Annotated in this window: 15 protein-coding genes; 8 read left to right on the top strand and 7 right to left on the bottom strand. The window is 66.6% G+C overall.

The annotated features are described in order from the left end of the window. Positions 1 to 135: 135 nt before the first annotated feature. On the bottom strand, positions 136 to 1,689 hold the full coding sequence (locus AZSI13_RS18210) for an ATP-binding protein (protein ID WP_109041239.1): 1,554 nt from the start codon (positions 1,687 to 1,689) through the stop codon (positions 136 to 138). 37 nt (positions 1,690 to 1,726) lie between these two features. Continuing rightward, complete coding sequence (locus tag AZSI13_RS11165) at positions 1,727 to 2,422, bottom strand: response regulator transcription factor (RefSeq protein WP_109041238.1); 696 nt, start codon at positions 2,420 to 2,422, stop codon at positions 1,727 to 1,729. A 421-nt stretch (positions 2,423 to 2,843) separates the two neighbouring features. Between AZSI13_RS11165 and AZSI13_RS11160 the strand changes: the two genes are divergently transcribed. Then, a complete protein-coding gene (locus AZSI13_RS11160; protein ID WP_165833466.1) occupies positions 2,844 to 3,350 on the top strand; it encodes a Spy/CpxP family protein refolding chaperone in 507 nt (168 codons plus the stop codon). Positions 3,351 to 3,797: 447 nt separating this feature from the next. Then, positions 3,798 to 4,784, top strand: a complete 987-nt coding sequence (locus AZSI13_RS11155) for an EF-hand domain-containing protein (protein ID WP_109041236.1) — start codon at positions 3,798 to 3,800, stop codon at positions 4,782 to 4,784. Positions 4,785 to 4,967: 183 nt separating this feature from the next. On the opposite strand, the gene AZSI13_RS11150 is transcribed toward AZSI13_RS11155, so the two are convergent. Beyond that, the gene (locus tag AZSI13_RS11150; protein WP_109041235.1) at positions 4,968 to 5,171 is read right to left on the bottom strand and encodes a 2-hydroxymuconate tautomerase family protein; all 204 of its coding nucleotides are present in this window, start codon (positions 5,169 to 5,171) and stop codon (positions 4,968 to 4,970) included. Beyond that, positions 5,159 to 6,070, bottom strand: a complete 912-nt coding sequence (locus AZSI13_RS11145; RefSeq protein WP_109041234.1) for a DMT family transporter — start codon at positions 6,068 to 6,070, stop codon at positions 5,159 to 5,161. The genes AZSI13_RS11150 and AZSI13_RS11145 overlap by 13 nt, the downstream gene beginning before the upstream one ends. A gap of 112 nt (positions 6,071 to 6,182) precedes the next feature. Between AZSI13_RS11145 and AZSI13_RS11140 the strand changes: the two genes are divergently transcribed. Next, a complete protein-coding gene (locus AZSI13_RS11140) occupies positions 6,183 to 7,076 on the top strand; it encodes a LysR family transcriptional regulator (protein WP_109041233.1) in 894 nt (297 codons plus the stop codon). 27 nt (positions 7,077 to 7,103) lie between these two features. Then, complete coding sequence (locus tag AZSI13_RS11135) at positions 7,104 to 7,451, top strand: hypothetical protein (RefSeq protein WP_109041232.1); 348 nt, start codon at positions 7,104 to 7,106, stop codon at positions 7,449 to 7,451. Positions 7,452 to 7,643: 192 nt separating this feature from the next. Here AZSI13_RS11135 and AZSI13_RS11130 read toward each other — a convergent pair whose 3' ends face one another. Both AZSI13_RS11130 and AZSI13_RS11125 read right to left on the bottom strand, forming a co-directional pair. Then, positions 7,644 to 8,501, bottom strand: coding sequence for an HDOD domain-containing protein (locus tag AZSI13_RS11130; RefSeq protein WP_109041231.1), 858 nt, complete (start codon positions 8,499 to 8,501; stop codon positions 7,644 to 7,646). Then, the gene (locus AZSI13_RS11125) at positions 8,498 to 8,899 is read right to left on the bottom strand and encodes a hypothetical protein (RefSeq protein ID WP_109041230.1); all 402 of its coding nucleotides are present in this window, start codon (positions 8,897 to 8,899) and stop codon (positions 8,498 to 8,500) included. Before AZSI13_RS11125 ends, AZSI13_RS11130 begins: the two co-directional genes overlap by 4 nt. 175 nt (positions 8,900 to 9,074) lie before the next feature. Here AZSI13_RS11125 and AZSI13_RS11120 point away from each other — a divergent pair, with 175 nt between their 5' ends. Further along, positions 9,075 to 9,494 (top strand): Hpt domain-containing protein, encoded by a 420-nt coding sequence (locus tag AZSI13_RS11120; protein WP_109041229.1) that lies wholly within the window; start codon positions 9,075 to 9,077, stop codon positions 9,492 to 9,494. Between the two features lie 31 nt (positions 9,495 to 9,525). Here the strand turns inward: AZSI13_RS11120 and AZSI13_RS11115 are convergent, their stop codons facing one another. Continuing rightward, complete coding sequence (locus AZSI13_RS11115) at positions 9,526 to 10,167, bottom strand: response regulator transcription factor (RefSeq protein WP_109041228.1); 642 nt, start codon at positions 10,165 to 10,167, stop codon at positions 9,526 to 9,528. Between the two features lie 182 nt (positions 10,168 to 10,349). Between AZSI13_RS11115 and AZSI13_RS11110 the strand changes: the two genes are divergently transcribed. From AZSI13_RS11110 to AZSI13_RS11100, 3 genes are read left to right on the top strand one after another with little or no spacing between them, the layout of a single operon-like run. After that, positions 10,350 to 11,396 carry an HD domain-containing phosphohydrolase gene (locus AZSI13_RS11110; RefSeq protein ID WP_201262357.1) on the top strand — a complete coding sequence of 349 codons (1,047 nt, stop codon included), beginning with the start codon at positions 10,350 to 10,352 and terminating at the stop codon, positions 11,394 to 11,396. 18 nt (positions 11,397 to 11,414) lie between these two features. Then, on the top strand, positions 11,415 to 12,578 hold the full coding sequence (locus AZSI13_RS11105; protein ID WP_109041227.1) for an FIST signal transduction protein: 1,164 nt from the start codon (positions 11,415 to 11,417) through the stop codon (positions 12,576 to 12,578). 3 nt (positions 12,579 to 12,581) lie between these two features. Further along, positions 12,582 to 15,815: a PAS domain S-box protein gene (locus AZSI13_RS11100; RefSeq protein WP_109041226.1), complete on the top strand. Its 3,234-nt coding sequence runs from the start codon at positions 12,582 to 12,584 to the stop codon at positions 15,813 to 15,815. Positions 15,816 to 15,874 lie beyond the last annotated feature (59 nt).

Here is a 15,874-nt window from a genome sequence, read left to right as displayed (position 1 = left end):
GTCAGCCGGTGATGGGCAGATTTTCAGCCGCTTGGCCAGGCAGCCGGCACCGCTGGCCAAGCGGGTCAATGGGGCGGACTGCCGGGCTGATCGGCCCCGCTGGCGCCGGTAGCTTGAGGCGGGCTTAGGCCGGGCTTAGGTCAGGTTTAGGCCGGCCACCCCGATCAGGGGCAGGCGGATATCCACCCGCAGGCCGCCGGTGGGCTGGTTGGCGGCGGTGATGCTACCGCCGTGGGCTTCCACCGCCCGCCGCGCGATGGCCAGGCCCAGGCCGTAGCCGCGGGGGTCGCTGCTACCTTCGGTGCTGCGGAAAAAGGGCTGGAAAATCGCTTCCAGATCCGCCGTCGGGACGCCGGGGCCGGCATCGGCAACGACGATGTGCAGGGTGGCCGGACCGTCCTTTTGCGCCGTGACCGTGACTTGAGTGTTCGGCGCGGTGAACTTGATGCCGTTGCGGATGACGTTCTCCAGGGCCCGGCCCAGCAGTTCGGCCCGGCCGCGCACCAGCAGGGGTGCTGCCTCGTTCAAGGGCGAGCGATCGGTCTGATCCATGGCAAAAACGGCCCGGCGGCCCTGGGCTTCGCCTTCGAAACTGGCGTCGTCCACGATGCTGTGCAGCAGGGCCGCCACGTCGATGTCGTCGGCCAGGGGGCCGGAGGTACCTGAATCCAGGCGGGCCAGGGTCAGTAGCTCGTCCACCAGCTCGTCCAGGCGCTGGGTTTCCCGTTCGATGCGTTCCAGGGTGGCCGGCAGCTGGGCCAGTTGCTCCGGGGCCAGCGGTTCTGCCGCCTGCCGTTCCAGGTGCTGGTGGGCCAGGCCCACGGCGGCCTGGAGTCGGGCCAAGGGGGAGCGCAATTCATGGGAAACGTCGTGGAAAAGGTGGCGCTGGCTGGCCATGAGGCGCTCCAGCTGGCCGGCCATGGCGTCGAATTCCTGGCCCAGTTCGCCGATCTCGTCCTTACGCCGGGCAAAGTCCCGGCCCAGGCGGGTTTCCAGGCGGCCGGCCGCCACTTCCCGGAAGCCCTGGCGCAGGCGGCGGATGGGGCCGACGATGGTCCACGCCAGGAGGGCGCTGAAGATCAGGCTGGCGACCAGGACCGAGGTAATGAGCAGCCAGGGCAGGGGCGGGCGGCGGGGCGGCTGATCACCGGGGCCGCCAGGGTTGCCGGGGTGATTGGGGTCGGCCCCCGGCGGCGGCCCTTCGTGCAGGCCGGGGCCGAGGGGCCCCAGAGGAATCAGGCCCGGCACGCGGAAGGGCCGGTGTTCCGGCATGAACAACAGTAATGCGGCACCGTCGGGGGCTGCCGCCTGGCGCCAGGGGCCCGGCGTGCCGGCGGCCAGGCCGGCCCGGGCTTTTTCCAGCGTATCGGCGGCATCGGCGGGGAGCGGCCGTCCGAGCAGCTCGCGGCCCTGGGCGTCCACCGCGTAGAGCGGGTCCGGGCGGTAGCGTTGCCAGTCCTGCAGCAATTGCCTCAGGCGGGCTTCCCCTTCGTGCTGGAAGAGGCTGGCGGCGACATCCAGCATGAAGACGGGGTGGTGCTCGCGGTTACGCCCCCCCTCGCCGCCATTGTTGCCGTGCTGGCTGTTCTCTTCAGCCCGGTGCAGCCAGATGCCAACGCCCACGGCCAGGTTGGCAGCCAGCAGGGTCAGCCAGAAGGCGAGAAAAAACTTCCAGAAGAGACGGCTCATGGTCGGGGTTTTCTGCGGGGGGAGGGGTGCTGCCGGATCATTCCCGGGTGAGCTGGTAGCCGATGCCGCGTACCGTCTGGATCCAGCTCTGGCCGTCGTCCCGCAGGCCCAGCTTGTGGCGGATGCTGCTCATGTGGACGTCAATGCTGCGGTCAAAGCGGCTCAAGGGGCGGCCCATGGCCTGCTGGGAAAGGTCCGACTTGCTGACGGCCCGGCCGGCATTCTGGGCCAGGACCTGGAGCAGGTTGAATTCGGTGCTGGTCAGGGTCAGGGGCAGCTCGCCCCACTGGGCGGTGCGCTTGGCCGGCCACAGGGCAAGGGGGCCGGCCTTGATCTGGCTGTTCTCCCGGGCTTCCCCCTCGCCGGTCTTGGCCTGCAGGCGGCGCAGCACGGCGCGGATGCGGGCCACCAGCTCCCGGGGGGTGCAGGGCTTTTGCACATAGTCGTCGGCCCCCATTTCCAGGCCGATGATGCGGTCGATGTCATCCCCCTTGGCGGTCAGCATGATCACCGGCATGTCGCTCTGGGCACGAATCTTCCCCAGGGCATCCATGCCGCTGGCGCGGGGCATCATGACATCCAGCACGGCCAGGGCGTAGTCCCCGGAAAGGGCGGCCTCCGCCCCCGCCAGGCCATCGTGGGCCAGGGTCACCTTGAAGTCTTCACGCTCCAGATACTCCTTGAGCATCTGGGCCAATTCCATGTCGTCGTCCACCAGGAGCAGCTGGGTCATGCCGATTGCACCGTAATCAAAGGGTTACGGGCGCCATGATAGCCGCCCCGGGGCCTGCCGGCAGGTCGGGGAAGGGAAGTTTTACCCGTCTTTACAGAAGCCGAACCGTCATTTACCGGCAAGCCGGGGAACATGGGCCCCAGCTGTGAGAGAACGCCAGCCCCGGGCGGTACCGAGCCCCTCAGGCGGTGATGCCTGCGCTTGCCCGATCCTGCCCGAGTTTGCCCGCGTCGCCCGGAATGCCACCGGCTGCTGCCAGGGGATCGCGCTGACCTTGCCGCAGGCCGCCTCCCCGCAACCTGGCGCTGCGCGAGCCCGGCTTGCACGGTGGCCTGCCGGCGCAGGCTTGCTCTCACCTTCCAGTTCATCGATGGGCGTCCGAACGCCTGTTCCCCTCATTTTCAGCCCATGGAGTCCTGCCATGAAATTGCCCTTTCGTTTCGCCTTCCCCCTCACCGCCCTGATGGCCGGTGCCCTTTCCCTGCCTCTGGCCGGCCCTGCCCGGGCTCAGGCGGCCCATCCCGAAGGGGCGCCGCCGCCGGCGGGGGCACCCATGCCCTTTGCCCCTCCCGGCCATCCCATGCTGCACGGTATTGCCCTGAGCGACGCCCAGCAGGAGAAGCTGTTCGACCTGGCCCTAGGGCAGGCCCGGCCACTGCGGGACAAGTGGCAGGCCCTGGAAAAGGCGGAGGCGGCCCTGGCGGCCGGCCGTGCTGACGAGGCCCGCCTGCCCGCCCTGGTAGAAGCCCGGGCCCGGGCCTGGGCCGATTTCACCCTGCTGCGCTTGCGCAGCGAAGGCCAGATGCTGGCCTTGCTGACCCCCGAGCAGCGTCGCCAGGTGGAAAACCGCCGTCCCCCCGCTCCGCCTCGGGAACCGCCGGAGGAACGCCGCCCGGCCGAGGCGGGCCGTCCCCCGGCCTGCCGCTGACGGTTGCCGGCTACTTGCTGCCTCCCCAGCGACAGGAAGGGGGCAGGAAGGTGGCGGAAGGGTGGCGGAAGGGGGATGGAGCGGCAAGAAAATCATATAAACGGCGGCAAGAATTGCCTTGATCAAAATTAACCTTTGTAAAGCTGGGTTAAGTTGTAGCTATCGTCATGATTTCAAAGTATTTATACATTTTTGTTTTGCTATTCGTGGTGCCGGTCGCCATGGACTTTTATTTTGGATTTTTTGAGCTTTCATGGTGAGTTGGGTGGCAAGGCTGGTTTCTTAACGCTCCTTAACTTTCATTTACCCTTTTCGGCCTCAAATCCCCTGTTTTCAGGCCGATTCCTTGCATGAAGGGAACAGCGATGCCGGCGTGGCGGGCGGCAAGGCCTGCCGCCGCATCCCGTCCTGCATTCCCTTGTTGCCTCCATTCTGAAAGGAACCATCATGTCCAGTATCTCCAGTGTCGGCAGCAGCACCGCTGCCCAGTACGCCAGCGCCAGTACCCAGGTCGGTCATGGCCGGCGGCCTGATCCGTCGAAGATGGCGCAAGACATCTTTTCCCAGCTTGACACCAAGGGCCAGGGCTACCTGGAAAAGAGCGACCTGGCCTCGGCCCTCGGCGCCGTGGATTCCAGTACCTCCAGCGAGAGCAGCGCCAGTGTGGATGACGTCTTCGCCGCTCTGGATGGTGATGGCGACGGCAAAGTCACCCAGTCCGAACTCTCCACCAGTCTGCAAAAGCTGGCCGACGAGCTGGACAGCCAGTTCGACCAGAGCCGCATGGCCGGCGCCATGCCGCCGCCACCCCCGGGCGGCGGCCGTGGGCCGGGCCAGGGCGAGGAGGATGAAGGCCTGAGCAAGGACCAGCTCAGCGCCATCGCCGATTCCACCGACGACAGCCAGCTTTCCCAGTTGATGAGCAACCTGGCCGCCAACTTCGACAGCGCCGATGCCAATGGCGACGGCAAGGTCACCCGTGACGAAGCCATGGCTTACCAGGAATCTTCCCAGAGCCAGGGCGGTAGCTCAGCCGCCGGCGGCCCCGGCGGCATGCCACCGCCTCCGGGGGGCAGCGACGACCAGGGCATGACCCTGGACCAGATGAAGTCGGTGGCCAGCAGCACCACGGACAGCAAGCTCTCTGAACTGCTCAACACCATCTCCAGCAATTTCGACGCGGCGGACGCCAACGGCGATGGCAAGGTGACCCAGCAGGAGGCCATGGCCTACCAGCAGTCCCAGCAGAGCGACAGCGCCACGGCTGGCAGCAGCAACAGCAGCGGTGGTAGTGCCGACAGCAACAGCAGCTCCAGCGAGGCGGCGGTGATGAAGCGCATCATGGACCTGGTCCACGCCTACGGGGCCAGCGGCAACGGCAGCAGCAATACGGGCTTCTCCCAACTGCTCAGCGCCATCAGCACCTCGGCCTGAAACTGACCGGACCTGTGTTACGGGCTGCATTCAAGTCCGCATCTGAGCCCGAATCTACGTACCGAATCGGGTGCAAAAAAACACCCCGGATCACTCCGGGGTGTCGAACTCCCGTCCGGGGACGGCGAGGGGGAAAAGCGGGGGGGGCTGCTTGCAGCCGGTGCTGGCCTGTGATGTGCCGGCTTAGCGCCCCTGGGCCCGGCGCACGGTGACGCTTTCGCCGCCGATGCCCCAGTTGTCGGTGTCCACCTCGTCGATGGTGACCACGGTGGTTTCCGGGTTCTTGCCCAGGATGTCCCGTAGCAGCAGGGTGACGCCCCGGATCAGGGTGGCCTTCTGTTCGGCCGTGGCGCCTTCCCGGGTGATCTTGATGTTTACGTAGGGCATAGTTTGTTTCTCCTGACAAAAAAGCGGTTCTGGCTGCCCATCCAGGCTCCCAGGCTGACCAGGGCCAGGCCGCTCAGCAGCATCGGGGAGAGGGGCTCGCCGAGCAGGGGGGCTGCCGCAGTGCCAGCCACGGCGGGAATGAGGGCCATCAGGGTGCCTACCTTGGTGGGGCCGAGGAGGGCCACCGCCCGCATGAAGAACATCATCGCCACAATCACCGCCAGGACGCCCTGGTAGGCCGCCTGCAGGGCAATGTTGCCGAGGCTGGCGGCAGCCAGGTTCTTCGGCAGCCAGAGCAGGTAGATGGGCAGGTAGAGCAGGGCCGAGACCAGGCCGACGCCCAGGGTGGCATCCCAGGGGGCGACCTGCCAGCGCCGTACCAGTACCGTGTAGATGGCCCAGGAGAGGCTGGAAGCGAGGATCAGCAGATCGCCGCGCCAGTCGCCGGCACTGCCGCTGAAACTGTCCACGGCAAGACAGGCAATGCCGGCGGCGATGCCCGCCAGCCCGGCCCAGCGCTGGGCCGAAGGCCGTTCGCCGAGGACCAGCCAGGCCATCAGGGCTACCAGGAAAGGCAGCATGCCCGGCAGCAGCACCGCCCCGTGGGCGGCGGAGGTGAGCTTGAAGCCTGCATAGACCAGTACGCCATAGCCACAGCCGCCGGTAATGGCGAGGATCACCATGCGCCAGCTGAAGTTCAGCCGGGGCCGGCGCAGCAGCCACACCGGCAGCAGGATCAGGGCCGCCGTGCCAAAGCGCAGGGCGGTGACGTCCCAGCCCGTGAGGGGGCTCTTGCCGCCCAGGCGGGAGACCAGGATGAAGCCGGACCAGATGGCCACGGTGAGGGCGGCGTAAAAATAGCCGCGGCGCAGGGCGCCAGGCGTTTGGGCAGATTCCATGAGAGGCTCCGGGTTGGGGGCTTGCCAAACGCACTGTAGCGGCGCAATATCATCTTTAAAAATGAATTATTAAGATTGTCTTAATCTCATTTAAAGATAAAGGAGCCGCACCATGGAACTGGCGGACCTGCACATCTTCCGCACCGTGGTGCGGGAGGGCGGCGTGACCCGGGCCGCCTTGCGTCTCAACCGGGTGCAATCCAACGTTACCACCCGCATCCGCCAGCTCGAGGCGGATCTGGGCGTGGCCCTCTTCATGCGGGAGGGGCGGCGTCTCAATCTTTCCCCGGCCGGTTGTCAGTTGCTGACCTACGCCGACCGCCTGCTGGAACTGGCGGAAGAGGCCCGCCACGCGGTGCAGGACGCCACCCCCCGGGGCCGCCTGCGCCTGGGCTCCATGGAGAGTACGGCGGCGGTCCGTCTGCCTGGCCCCTTGGCGGACTTTCACCGTCATTACCCGGAAGTTCAGCTGGAGCTGGTCACCGGCGACACCCGCCGCCTGGTGGCCCAGGTGCTGGCGGGGGAGTTGGATGCCTGCCTGGTGGCCGAGCCGGTGGATGATCCCCGGCTGGAAAAGCGCCGCCTGTTTCGCGAAGAGCTGGTCATCGTCACCGAAGCCGGCCACCCGCCGGTGCGCTCGGCGCGGGACCTGGGCGATACCGCGGGCGGCACCATCATTACCTTTGCTGCCGGTTGCGCCTACCGCAAGCGCCTGGAAGACTGGTTCGCCGCCGATGGCGTGCTGCCCCAGCGGGTGGTGGAGGTGTCCTCCTACCACGCCATCCTCGGTTGCTTGGTGGCCGGCATGGGCGTTGCCCTGCTGCCCCGCCTGGTGCTGGAAAGCTATGCCGGGGCCGGCCTGCTGGCGGCCCACCCCCTGCCGGGGCGCAGCGGCGAGGTGCATACCATCGCCCTGTGGCGGCGCGGCGCGGCAACACCGGCCGTCAATGCCCTGGTGGAGCGGTTGGCCGCCGACCCCTCGGCCGCCCTGGAAGCGGCGGCCTGAACGAGTGAAGACGAAGGAAGAATGCCCATGAGCGGTTTCGAAAATTTTCAGGATGATGCCGATGCCCTGGAGCGGGAGATTGTCCGCCGCGGCATCGTGCTGGGCGTGGATTGGAACAACGAGGCCCAGGTGCGCCTGCTGGCCCGGGAGGCCCTGACCCATGCCCGGGAGGCCAGCCGGGCCGCAGCAAGCGGCAACCACGAGGAGCAGGCCCGGGCCGAGCTATTCGCCTTTGCCGCCCTGATGCTGCGCACCATGCAGGAGAGCGCCGAAGAAGGCGTGCTGACCCACGGCGGCCCGGTGTGGAAGGCCTTTGCCCGGGCATTGTGGGCTGAATCCGGCCTGGGCCGGGCGACGCCTCCCGCCGCTTCCTGATGCTGTCTTGAGTTGCCGTGTAGTTGTGTCGTGGTCGTGACGTTGCGGTGGCTTTGCCCTGAAGTTGCTTCCGGGCTGCTGCCGAAGGAACGGCTGGGAGCGACGGGCCAATAGCGGGTGATGAGCAGGCAATTCACAGATGAATGGCCGCGCCGATCATTCGCTACCGGCACCTTTTTCCCCCGGCTGTCCCTAGGCGAGGAGGGCCTGGGCCAGGCCGAAGCGCGCCTCGATGCGGCCGAACAGTACCGAACAGTCTCCCTGCAGGTCGAGCCCAAGGCAGGCGACCGCCCCATCGGCCAGATGGGTGACCTGGTTGCTCGCCGCTGCCGGCAGGTCCAGGCCATTGCTGATCACCTCCGCCACATGGATGGCGGCCAGCAGCTTGTTCTCCCAGCTTTCTTCCGCCGCCGCGTGGTGCCGGGCGATGGCCCGGCCGATGTCGGCCGGCAGTTCCCAGTAGTCCGCCAGCAGGCGTCCCACTTCCCCGTGGTCAATACCGAACACCCGCTGTTCCGCTACGCACACCGGCACGCCATGTTCTTCGACGAGCTGGCGGACAAGCTGGAATTCCTCCCCATGGAAATGGGAGAGCCAGAGCTGCCCCACGTCATGCAGCAGGCCGGCGACGAAGGCGTAATCGTTGCCCAGGCCCGCTGCGGCGCCCAGCTCCTGGGCGGCGACGCCGACCGCCAGGCTGTGCAGCCAGTAGTGCTTGGCGCCATGGCTGCGGCGGGTGAAATCCGCCAGGCTGGTAGCGAGCACGATGCTGCGGATTTTCTGCAGGCCGAGGAAGGAGGCCGCCGTGTAGATGCTGCGCACCTCGGAATGGCCGTGGCTGCGCAAGCCATGGCTGGCCATGGCAATGACCTTGCCGGTGATGACCGGGTCCCGCTGCAGATAGGCCACCAGATCGTTCATGCTGGCCCCGTCGTCGTCCAGAACGGCAAGGATGTGCTGGACGATGCGGGGAAAGGCCGGCAGCTTCTGGGCGCCCCGAATGATCTCGCCCTGGCCAATGTGCCCGTGGATGGCGCGCTGCTCCATCATTGCCTCCGGTAGCTTTCCAGGGCGGCCCGCAGGGCCTGGGTGGCGGCACCGTCATCGGCACCGCGGAAGATATGGGCCAGGCGCTCCAGCCGGGCGGCCACTTCTGCCTCGTATTCCTCCACCGGGCGGGTATCGTTTTCGACAATGCAGACGCATTCCGAATGATGGGCCAGCAGCTGGCTGATGCCGTCTTCCGTCAGCATGGAACCGGCCCCCAGGTTGAGGTAGAGGACGCCCCGGGCTGTGATCTGCACCGGTCGGGCGAGCACCATGCCGGGCTGCAGATTGACGCTGGCAATGTGGCGCTCCCGCAGCCGGCCGATGGGGATTTCCGGCACTTCGGGGGCCTCCGGCGTATGTTCCGGTGGTGCTTGGGGGGCGGCGGTTGGCAGTTCCATGGCGGTCTCCTGCGCCTCGGTCGGATTTTTCTCAGGCTGCGATGGCAGAATGCCACGGGCACGAAGGCAGCGGTACTGGGAGGATTCCCATCTATGCCCTAGTGCATACCCCAGTTACCTCCACGGGCAGCCTTGGGGAACACTGTGGTTTCTGAGAAATGGATGAGCGTTGCCCATGAGACAAGCATTGCAGACCTCCTGTTCCAATCCCCTGATGCTGCTGGAGCAGCTCAATGGGGACCGGGACGCTGCCCGGGACCTGGCCCAGGCCTTTCTCGATAATTTCCCCGTCATGCTGCAGCAACTCGATGAGGCGCTGGCCGAAGGGCCGGGCGAGGCCGCGGCAAGCGCGGGGGAAGAAGGGCCAGCGGGGCAGGCCGAAGCCTTGCGCAACGTCGTCCACCAGCTTAAGGGAGTGTGTGCCATCTTTGCCGCCGATGCCGTGGTGGCCCGGGCGCGGGAAATCGAGGCGCTGCTGGTGGCCGGGCAACTGGCGGCCGGCGTGGCAGAGATCGGGCCGTGGCGGGCGGAGCTGGATGAGCTGGCCGGCGACATCAGCCGCTTCAGCCAGTACCTTGCCGGGCTGGAGCCCTAGGCGCGTCGCGCCTTGGGCGGTAGCGGAAGATTCAGGAGACGAGACCGTGCTGCATGGCGTAACGGGTCATACCCGCCACGTCCCGCACCCCCAGCCGTTCCATCAGCTGGGCCCGGTGGAATTCCACGGTTTTCGGACTGATGTCCAGGTCCCGGGCGATTTCCTTGGTCGTACGGCCGGAGGCTACCAGGCGCAGGATCTGCTCCTGGCGCGGTGTCAGAGCCTGGTCGGCGAGGGCGTCGTCGTGGCCGGAACGGATCTGTTCAATGAGTTGCTGCTGAATTTTCGGGGAGAGATAGTTGCCGCCCTGCAGCACCGTGCCCAGGGCCAGTTGCAGTTCGGCCAGCACGAAGTCTTTCAGCAGATAGCCGTTGCAACCTGCCGCCAGTGCGGCTTCCACCACCTCCCGGCGGTCGATGCCGGAGAGCACCAGAATTTTCATTTCCGGCGCGAATTCACGAATCTGCCGCATGGTGTCGATACCCGACAGGCCGGGCATGTCGATGTCCAGCAAGGCCACGTCCGGCAGCAGTTCCCGGGCCCGGGTCAGGGCATCCTGGCCGTCGGCGCATTCGGCCACCACCAGGCAGTCCGGCAGGGTCTGGACCAGGGCGCGGATACCGGCGCGTACCAGCAGTTGATCGTCGGCAAGAAGAAGGCGGATGGCGGACATGGCTCTCGGGAAATGGGCCGGTGCCATGGGGCTGGCACCATCGGGGTGCGTAAGTTTAGCACTGGCGCCGCCCTTGCAGATGCTGCCCGGCGGCGGAACTTCTCCACAGCACATTGCTGCCCTTCTGCCGATAATGCCGAGTACCGGCCCCGAGCCGGTTCTTCTTCAAGGATCTCCCCGCCGTGGAACTGAACATCCTCATCATCGACGACGCCCCCGTCAATCTCACCCTTTTTCGCGCTCTGGCCGAACGGCTGGAGGGAGTGCGGGTGCATTGTTTCCTCTCCTCCGCCGAGGCCCTGGCGTGGTGCCGAGGCGGGGAGGCGGATGTGGTGGTGGTGGATTACATGATGCCGGCGCCGGACGGCATCGAATTTATCCGCTGCTTCCGTGAGTTGCCCGGCATGCTGGAGGTGCCGGTGGTCATGGTCACCGCCAACGACCAGAAGAGCGTGCGCTACGAGGCACTGGAGCAGGGGGCTTCCGATTTCCTCAACAAGCCCATCGACAAGAACGAATTCCTCGCCCGCATGCGCAACATGTGCGCCCTGCGCCGGGGCCAGCGGCAGCTCAACGACCGGGCCGCCTGGCTGGCGGAGGAGGTGGCCAAGGCCACCGGGGCATTGCTGGAGCGGGAGCGCGAAACCATTGTCTGCCTGGCCAAGGCCGCCGAATATCGGGACCCGGAAACCGGCGCCCATATCCTCCGCATGGCCCATTACTCGGCCCTCATCGCGGCACGGCTGGGGCTTTCCGAAGCCGACCAAGCGATGCTGCTGGAGGCTTCCCCCATGCATGACGTAGGCAAGGTGGGGGTGCCCGACATGATCCTGCTCAAGCCGGGAAAACTCACCGAGGCGGAATTCCTGATCATGAAGGAACACGCCATCCACGGTTACGAAATCCTGCGCAGTGCCCAGTCGCCGGTACTGCAGGTGGCGGCGGAAATCGCCCTGACCCATCATGAAAAATGGGATGGCCAGGGCTATCCCCGGGGCCTGAAAGGGGAGGACATCCCCCTGTTCGGCCGCATCGTCGCCGTGGCTGACGTATTCGATGCCCTGACCTCGCCCCGGCCCTACAAGAAGGCCTGGAGCGTGGAGGAGGCCCGCCAGTTTCTCGAGACGGGGGCGGGCAGCCATTTCGACCCGGGCTGCGTTACGGCTTTCCTCTCCGCCTGGCCGGAGATCATGGCCATCCGCGAACGCTTTCAGGACGAAGAACTCTAGAACCCCGGGAGGCCCACCATGAAGGTGCTACAGATTCGTCAGCGCAATGTTCCCGCCCCGGCCGATGCGGCGGCCCAGTGGTCCGACCTGGCCGCCCTGGAGCCCCAACTGGTGCTGGTCTTCGCCGCGGCAGAGCACATGGCCAATCCGGCCCTGGCGGCATCCCTGGCCGCAGCTTTTCCCGACAGCCTGCGCATCGGCTGCAGCACCGCCGGTGAAATTGCCGGCGATGACGTGGATGACCACAGCCTGGTGCTGACCGCCATCCGCTTCGCCCAGGCCCAGGTGCGGGAGGCCCGCACCGATCTGGCGGAGATGGTGGATTCCCGGGCGGCGGGCGCCCGGCTGGCCGCCCAGTTCCAGGGGCCCGGCTTGCAGGCGGTCCTGGTTTTCGGTCAGGGGGTGGCGATCAATGGCAGCGCCCTGGTGGAGGGCTTGAGTAGCGGCCTGCCACCGCAGGCGATCATTACCGGCGGGTTGGCCGGCGACGGCGGAGCCTTTCAGCGCACCTGGGTACTCAGTTCTGCCGGCGTTTCGGACCGCCAACTGGCGGCTGTCGGCCTCTACGGCGACGGCCTGCGGGTCGGCCACGGCTCCTTCGGCGGCTGGACGGCCTTCGGCCCGGCCCGCAAGGTCACCCGCTGCGAGAACAACGTGCTCTACGAGCTGGACGGCGAGCCAGCCCTGGAAATCTACAAGCGCTATTTGGGCGACTACGCCGCGAACCTGCCCGCCTCGGCCCTGCTTTTCCCCTTCTCCATGGTGGGCAAAGACCGCAGCAGCCTGGGCCTGATCCGCACCATCCTCGGGGTGGATGAAAGCAATGGCAGTCTCATCCTGGCGGGGGAGATCGATCCCCAGGGCTACCTCAAACTGATGCACGCCAACCCCAACGCCCTGGTGGATGGTGCCCAGCACGCGGCGGAGATGGCCCGGGCCATGGTCTCCGGCGAGGCGCTGGGGATTCTGGTCAGTTGTGTCGGCCGCAAGCTGGTGCTGGGCGGGCGGGTGGATGAGGAGCTGGAGGCGGTGGCCGACGTGTTCGGCCAGGGCTGCACCCTCACCGGCTTTTACTCCTACGGCGAAATCAGCCCCCTGGTACCGGCGCCGGGCAGCCTGCCGGGAGAGGCCTGCCGGCTGCACAACCAGACCATGACCATCACCCTGCTGGCGGAACGCTGATCCATGAATCGATTGCTGTCGCGCCAGCTCAAGCGTTGCCTGGGGGTGCAGGGCGAGGCTTCCCTCGCGTCCCTGCTAGATGAACTGCTGAAGGCCGCTGCCCACCCCGAGATGCCGCCGGCGGTGGCGGTGGCCCTGGCCGGTTTTCCTGCTTTGCTCCAGAGCGTGGGAGAGGCCTACGAGCAGTCCGAGCGCAACCTGGCCCTGAACACCCGCAGCCTGGAGATTTCCTCCGAAGAACTGGCCCAGGCCAATGACCAGCTGGGGCGCGAACTGGCGGCCCGGGAGCAGGCGATCGACGCCCTGCGGGAAGTGACCAACCGCCTGCTGCGCAATGCCGGCCTGCCGGAACTGGGCCTGGCCGACAGCAACCTGGATTCCCTGCCGCCCCTGATTGACGACCTGGTACGCCAGCGGGAAGCCAGCGACCTCTTGCTGCACCAGGCCAAATCCCGCCTGGAACAGCAGAAATTCGCCCTCGATCAGCACGCCATCGTCAGCATTACCGATGTGGATGGGGTGATCCTCGAAGCCAATGACCGCTTCTGCCAGATCAGCGGTTATTCCCGGGAGGAACTGATCGGCCGCAACCATCGCCTGGTCAAGTCCAGCCTCCATTCCCGGGCCTTTTACGCCGAGATGTGGGAGACCATTGCCCAGGGCCATGTCTGGCAGGGGGAAGTCTGCAACCGGGCGAAGGATGGCAGCCTCTACTGGGTCAACGCCAGCATCGTGCCCTTTCTCGACGACGTGGGCGTACCCTGCCAGTACATTGCCATTCGCACCGACATCACCGCCCGCAAGGCGGCGGAGCAGCGGCTGGACGAGCAGCTGCACTTCACCCGCCAGGTGCTGGAAACCATCCCCATCCCCCTTTATTTCAAGGATACGGCGGGGCGCTACCTGGGTTTCAATCAGGCCTTCCTGGATTTCTTCGGCATCGACAAGGCCGCCTGGCTCGGCCGCCACGTGCGGGACCTGCTGCCGCCGGAACTAGCGGAAAAGAATGTGCAGCTGGACGAGGAACTGTTCCGCAACGGCGGTGAGCAGAGTATCGAAATGCCCGTGGTGTCCCGCCGCGGCCAGGCCCACGACGTGCTTTACCACAAGGCCAGCCTGACCCGGGCCGACGGCAGCGTCAGCGGCCTGGTGGGCACGATGATCGACCTCTCCGAGCGCAAGCGGTGGGAGGCGGAGATTCTGCGGGCCAAGGAAGCCGCCGAGGCCGCCAATCGGGCGAAGAGTGATTTTCTGGCGAATATGAGCCATGAAATCCGCACCCCCATGAACGGCATCATCGGCATGACCGAGCTGACCCTGGACACGGCCCTCTCCCCGGAGCAGCGGGAATACCTGGAGGCGGTGCAGATGTCGGCCAATGCACTGCTTTCCATCATCGATGACATTCTCGATTTCTCGAAGATCGAGGCCGGGCGGATGGATGTGGAGGATATCCCCTTCAATCTCGAATCCGTCCTTGTCGATGCCCTGCGCACCCTGGCGGTACGGGCCGACCAGAAGGGGCTCAACCTGTTTTTCGAGCGCAGCCCGGCGGTGCCCCTGCACCTGATCGGCGACCCGGGGCGGCTGCGGCAGATTCTGCTCAACCTCCTGGGCAATGCCATCAAGTTCACGAGCGCGGGGGAAGTGGACGTCACGGTGGACCTGGAGACCCGGGAGGGCGACAGCCTGCTCCTGCATTTTGCAGTGCGGGACAGCGGTATCGGCATTGCCGCCGACCGGCTTGAACACGTCTTCGCCGCCTTTACCCAGGCCGATTCTTCCACCACCCGCCACTTCGGCGGCACCGGGCTGGGCCTGGCCATTTCCAGCCGGTTGGTGGAATTGATGGGCGGGCGCATCTGGGCGGAAAGCCAGGTGGGGCAGGGCAGTACCTTCCACTTCACCCTGAGCCTGCGCCAACAGGCCCGGGCGCCCGTGGAAGAGGAGCGCCGCCTGCCGCCCGTCCATGTCCTCCTGGTAGTCTCCCAAGCCCGCCAGCGCCGACGCTTGCAAACCCTGCTGGAGAGCTGGGGGGCCATCGTCATGGCGGCCGAGAGCCTGGCCGAAGGCGAGGAATACTTGGCTGCCGGCCAGTGGAAGCTGCTCGTCACCGATTGCCGCCTGGTGGATGGCGATGGCTTCGACCTGGCTGAGCGTGCTCGCGCCCTGGCCGAGCCGCCGGCCATCCTGATGATCCTCTGCCCCAGCATGATGCGGGCCGAAGTGGCCCGCTGCCGTGAGCTGGACATTTCTGCCTATCTGGCCAAACCAGCCTTTACCGCCGATCTCTGGCGCCAGGTCCAGGGCATTTTTGCCCCCGCTTCGGTGGCACCGGCTGCCACCCCTGAGTCGGTGAGCCGGGCCGGCCTGACGGTGCTGCTGGCGGAAGACCATCCGGTGAATCAGCAGCTGATGCTGGCCCTGCTGGAACGCCTGGGCTGCCGCGTCACCCTGGCCGGCAATGGCTGCGAGGCGGTGGAGGCAGCCCGGCTGCAGCGCTTCGACCTGATCCTGATGGATGTGCAGATGCCGGAAATGGGTGGCCTTGAGGCCACCCGGGAAATCCGTGCTATGGAAACCGCCCGGGGCCAGCCGCCCATGGTCATCCATGCCCTTTCGGCGGCGGCCTTGCCGGAAGACCGGCAGCAGGGCATGGCTGCCGGCCTTGATGGCTATCTGGTCAAGCCCCTGCAGCAGAAAGCGTTGCAGGCCCTGCTTGATAGCCTTGCACCGATACTGCCGGCGGTGGATTCAGGTTCGGGCGCGGCCGGTAATGGTCTGGGTGATGCGTTTGCTTCCACCGGGGAGGCTGCCGTCGATTTCGACGCCGTTTCTGATACTGCCTCCACGCTCGACCTCGCCGCTTTCGCCGCCTTCGACTATCCGGCCCTGGTGGCGGCGGCAGATAGCGACGTGGTGGATATCATCGGCGAGGTTTTCCTGCAGCAGGCCAAAGCGGAATGGGCTTGTTTGGAGGCGGCGGCAGCGAAGGGCGAATGGGTTGAATTGGGGCGGCTTGCCCACTCCCTGCGGGGAGCCGCGGCCAATTTCGGGCTTTCCCCCGTCGCCACCCTGGCCGCCGAGGTGGAGCGCCGGGCCGGGCTGGGCCTGCCATCGGAAGCATTGCTGGCCCATCTGGGTCAGGCCCTGGCGGGCCTGACCTCCGCTGTAGCCTCCCGCCTGGGAAGCCCGGCGGGCGAGGTCGGTGAGGCAGGTGAAGTGGGCGCCCCTTAGGGGCGAAGGCAAGCGCCGTCCAGTAATCTTGCGGAGAGTGCCCGGAATGGGCGATGGGT

This window comes from Azospira sp. I13, from assembly GCF_003112695.1.
Lineage (GTDB): Bacteria > Pseudomonadota > Gammaproteobacteria > Burkholderiales > Rhodocyclaceae > Azospira.
This window is presented reverse-complemented; position numbering and strand designations above follow the sequence as displayed.

Coding starts and splice junctions, on each gene's coding strand:
- AZSI13_RS11165 (WP_109041238.1), bottom strand. CDS start 2,422: ATGACCCAGCTGCTCCTGGTGGACGACGACATGGAATTGGCCCAGATG.
- AZSI13_RS11135 (WP_109041232.1), top strand. CDS start 7,104: ATGAGCGGTTTCGAAAATTTTCAGGATGATGCCGATGCCCTGGAGCGG.
- AZSI13_RS11100 (WP_109041226.1), top strand. CDS start 12,582: ATGAATCGATTGCTGTCGCGCCAGCTCAAGCGTTGCCTGGGGGTGCAG.
- AZSI13_RS11120 (WP_109041229.1), top strand. CDS start 9,075: ATGAGACAAGCATTGCAGACCTCCTGTTCCAATCCCCTGATGCTGCTG.
- AZSI13_RS11150 (WP_109041235.1), bottom strand. CDS start 5,171: ATGCCCTACGTAAACATCAAGATCACCCGGGAAGGCGCCACGGCCGAA.
- AZSI13_RS11105 (WP_109041227.1), top strand. CDS start 11,415: ATGAAGGTGCTACAGATTCGTCAGCGCAATGTTCCCGCCCCGGCCGAT.
- AZSI13_RS11125 (WP_109041230.1), bottom strand. CDS start 8,899: ATGGAACTGCCAACCGCCGCCCCCCAAGCACCACCGGAACATACGCCG.
- AZSI13_RS11160 (WP_165833466.1), top strand. CDS start 2,844: ATGAAATTGCCCTTTCGTTTCGCCTTCCCCCTCACCGCCCTGATGGCC.
- AZSI13_RS11130 (WP_109041231.1), bottom strand. CDS start 8,501: ATGATGGAGCAGCGCGCCATCCACGGGCACATTGGCCAGGGCGAGATC.
- AZSI13_RS18210 (WP_109041239.1), bottom strand. CDS start 1,689: ATGAGCCGTCTCTTCTGGAAGTTTTTTCTCGCCTTCTGGCTGACCCTG.
- AZSI13_RS11115 (WP_109041228.1), bottom strand. CDS start 10,167: ATGTCCGCCATCCGCCTTCTTCTTGCCGACGATCAACTGCTGGTACGC.
- AZSI13_RS11145 (WP_109041234.1), bottom strand. CDS start 6,070: ATGGAATCTGCCCAAACGCCTGGCGCCCTGCGCCGCGGCTATTTTTAC.
- AZSI13_RS11140 (WP_109041233.1), top strand. CDS start 6,183: ATGGAACTGGCGGACCTGCACATCTTCCGCACCGTGGTGCGGGAGGGC.
- AZSI13_RS11155 (WP_109041236.1), top strand. CDS start 3,798: ATGTCCAGTATCTCCAGTGTCGGCAGCAGCACCGCTGCCCAGTACGCC.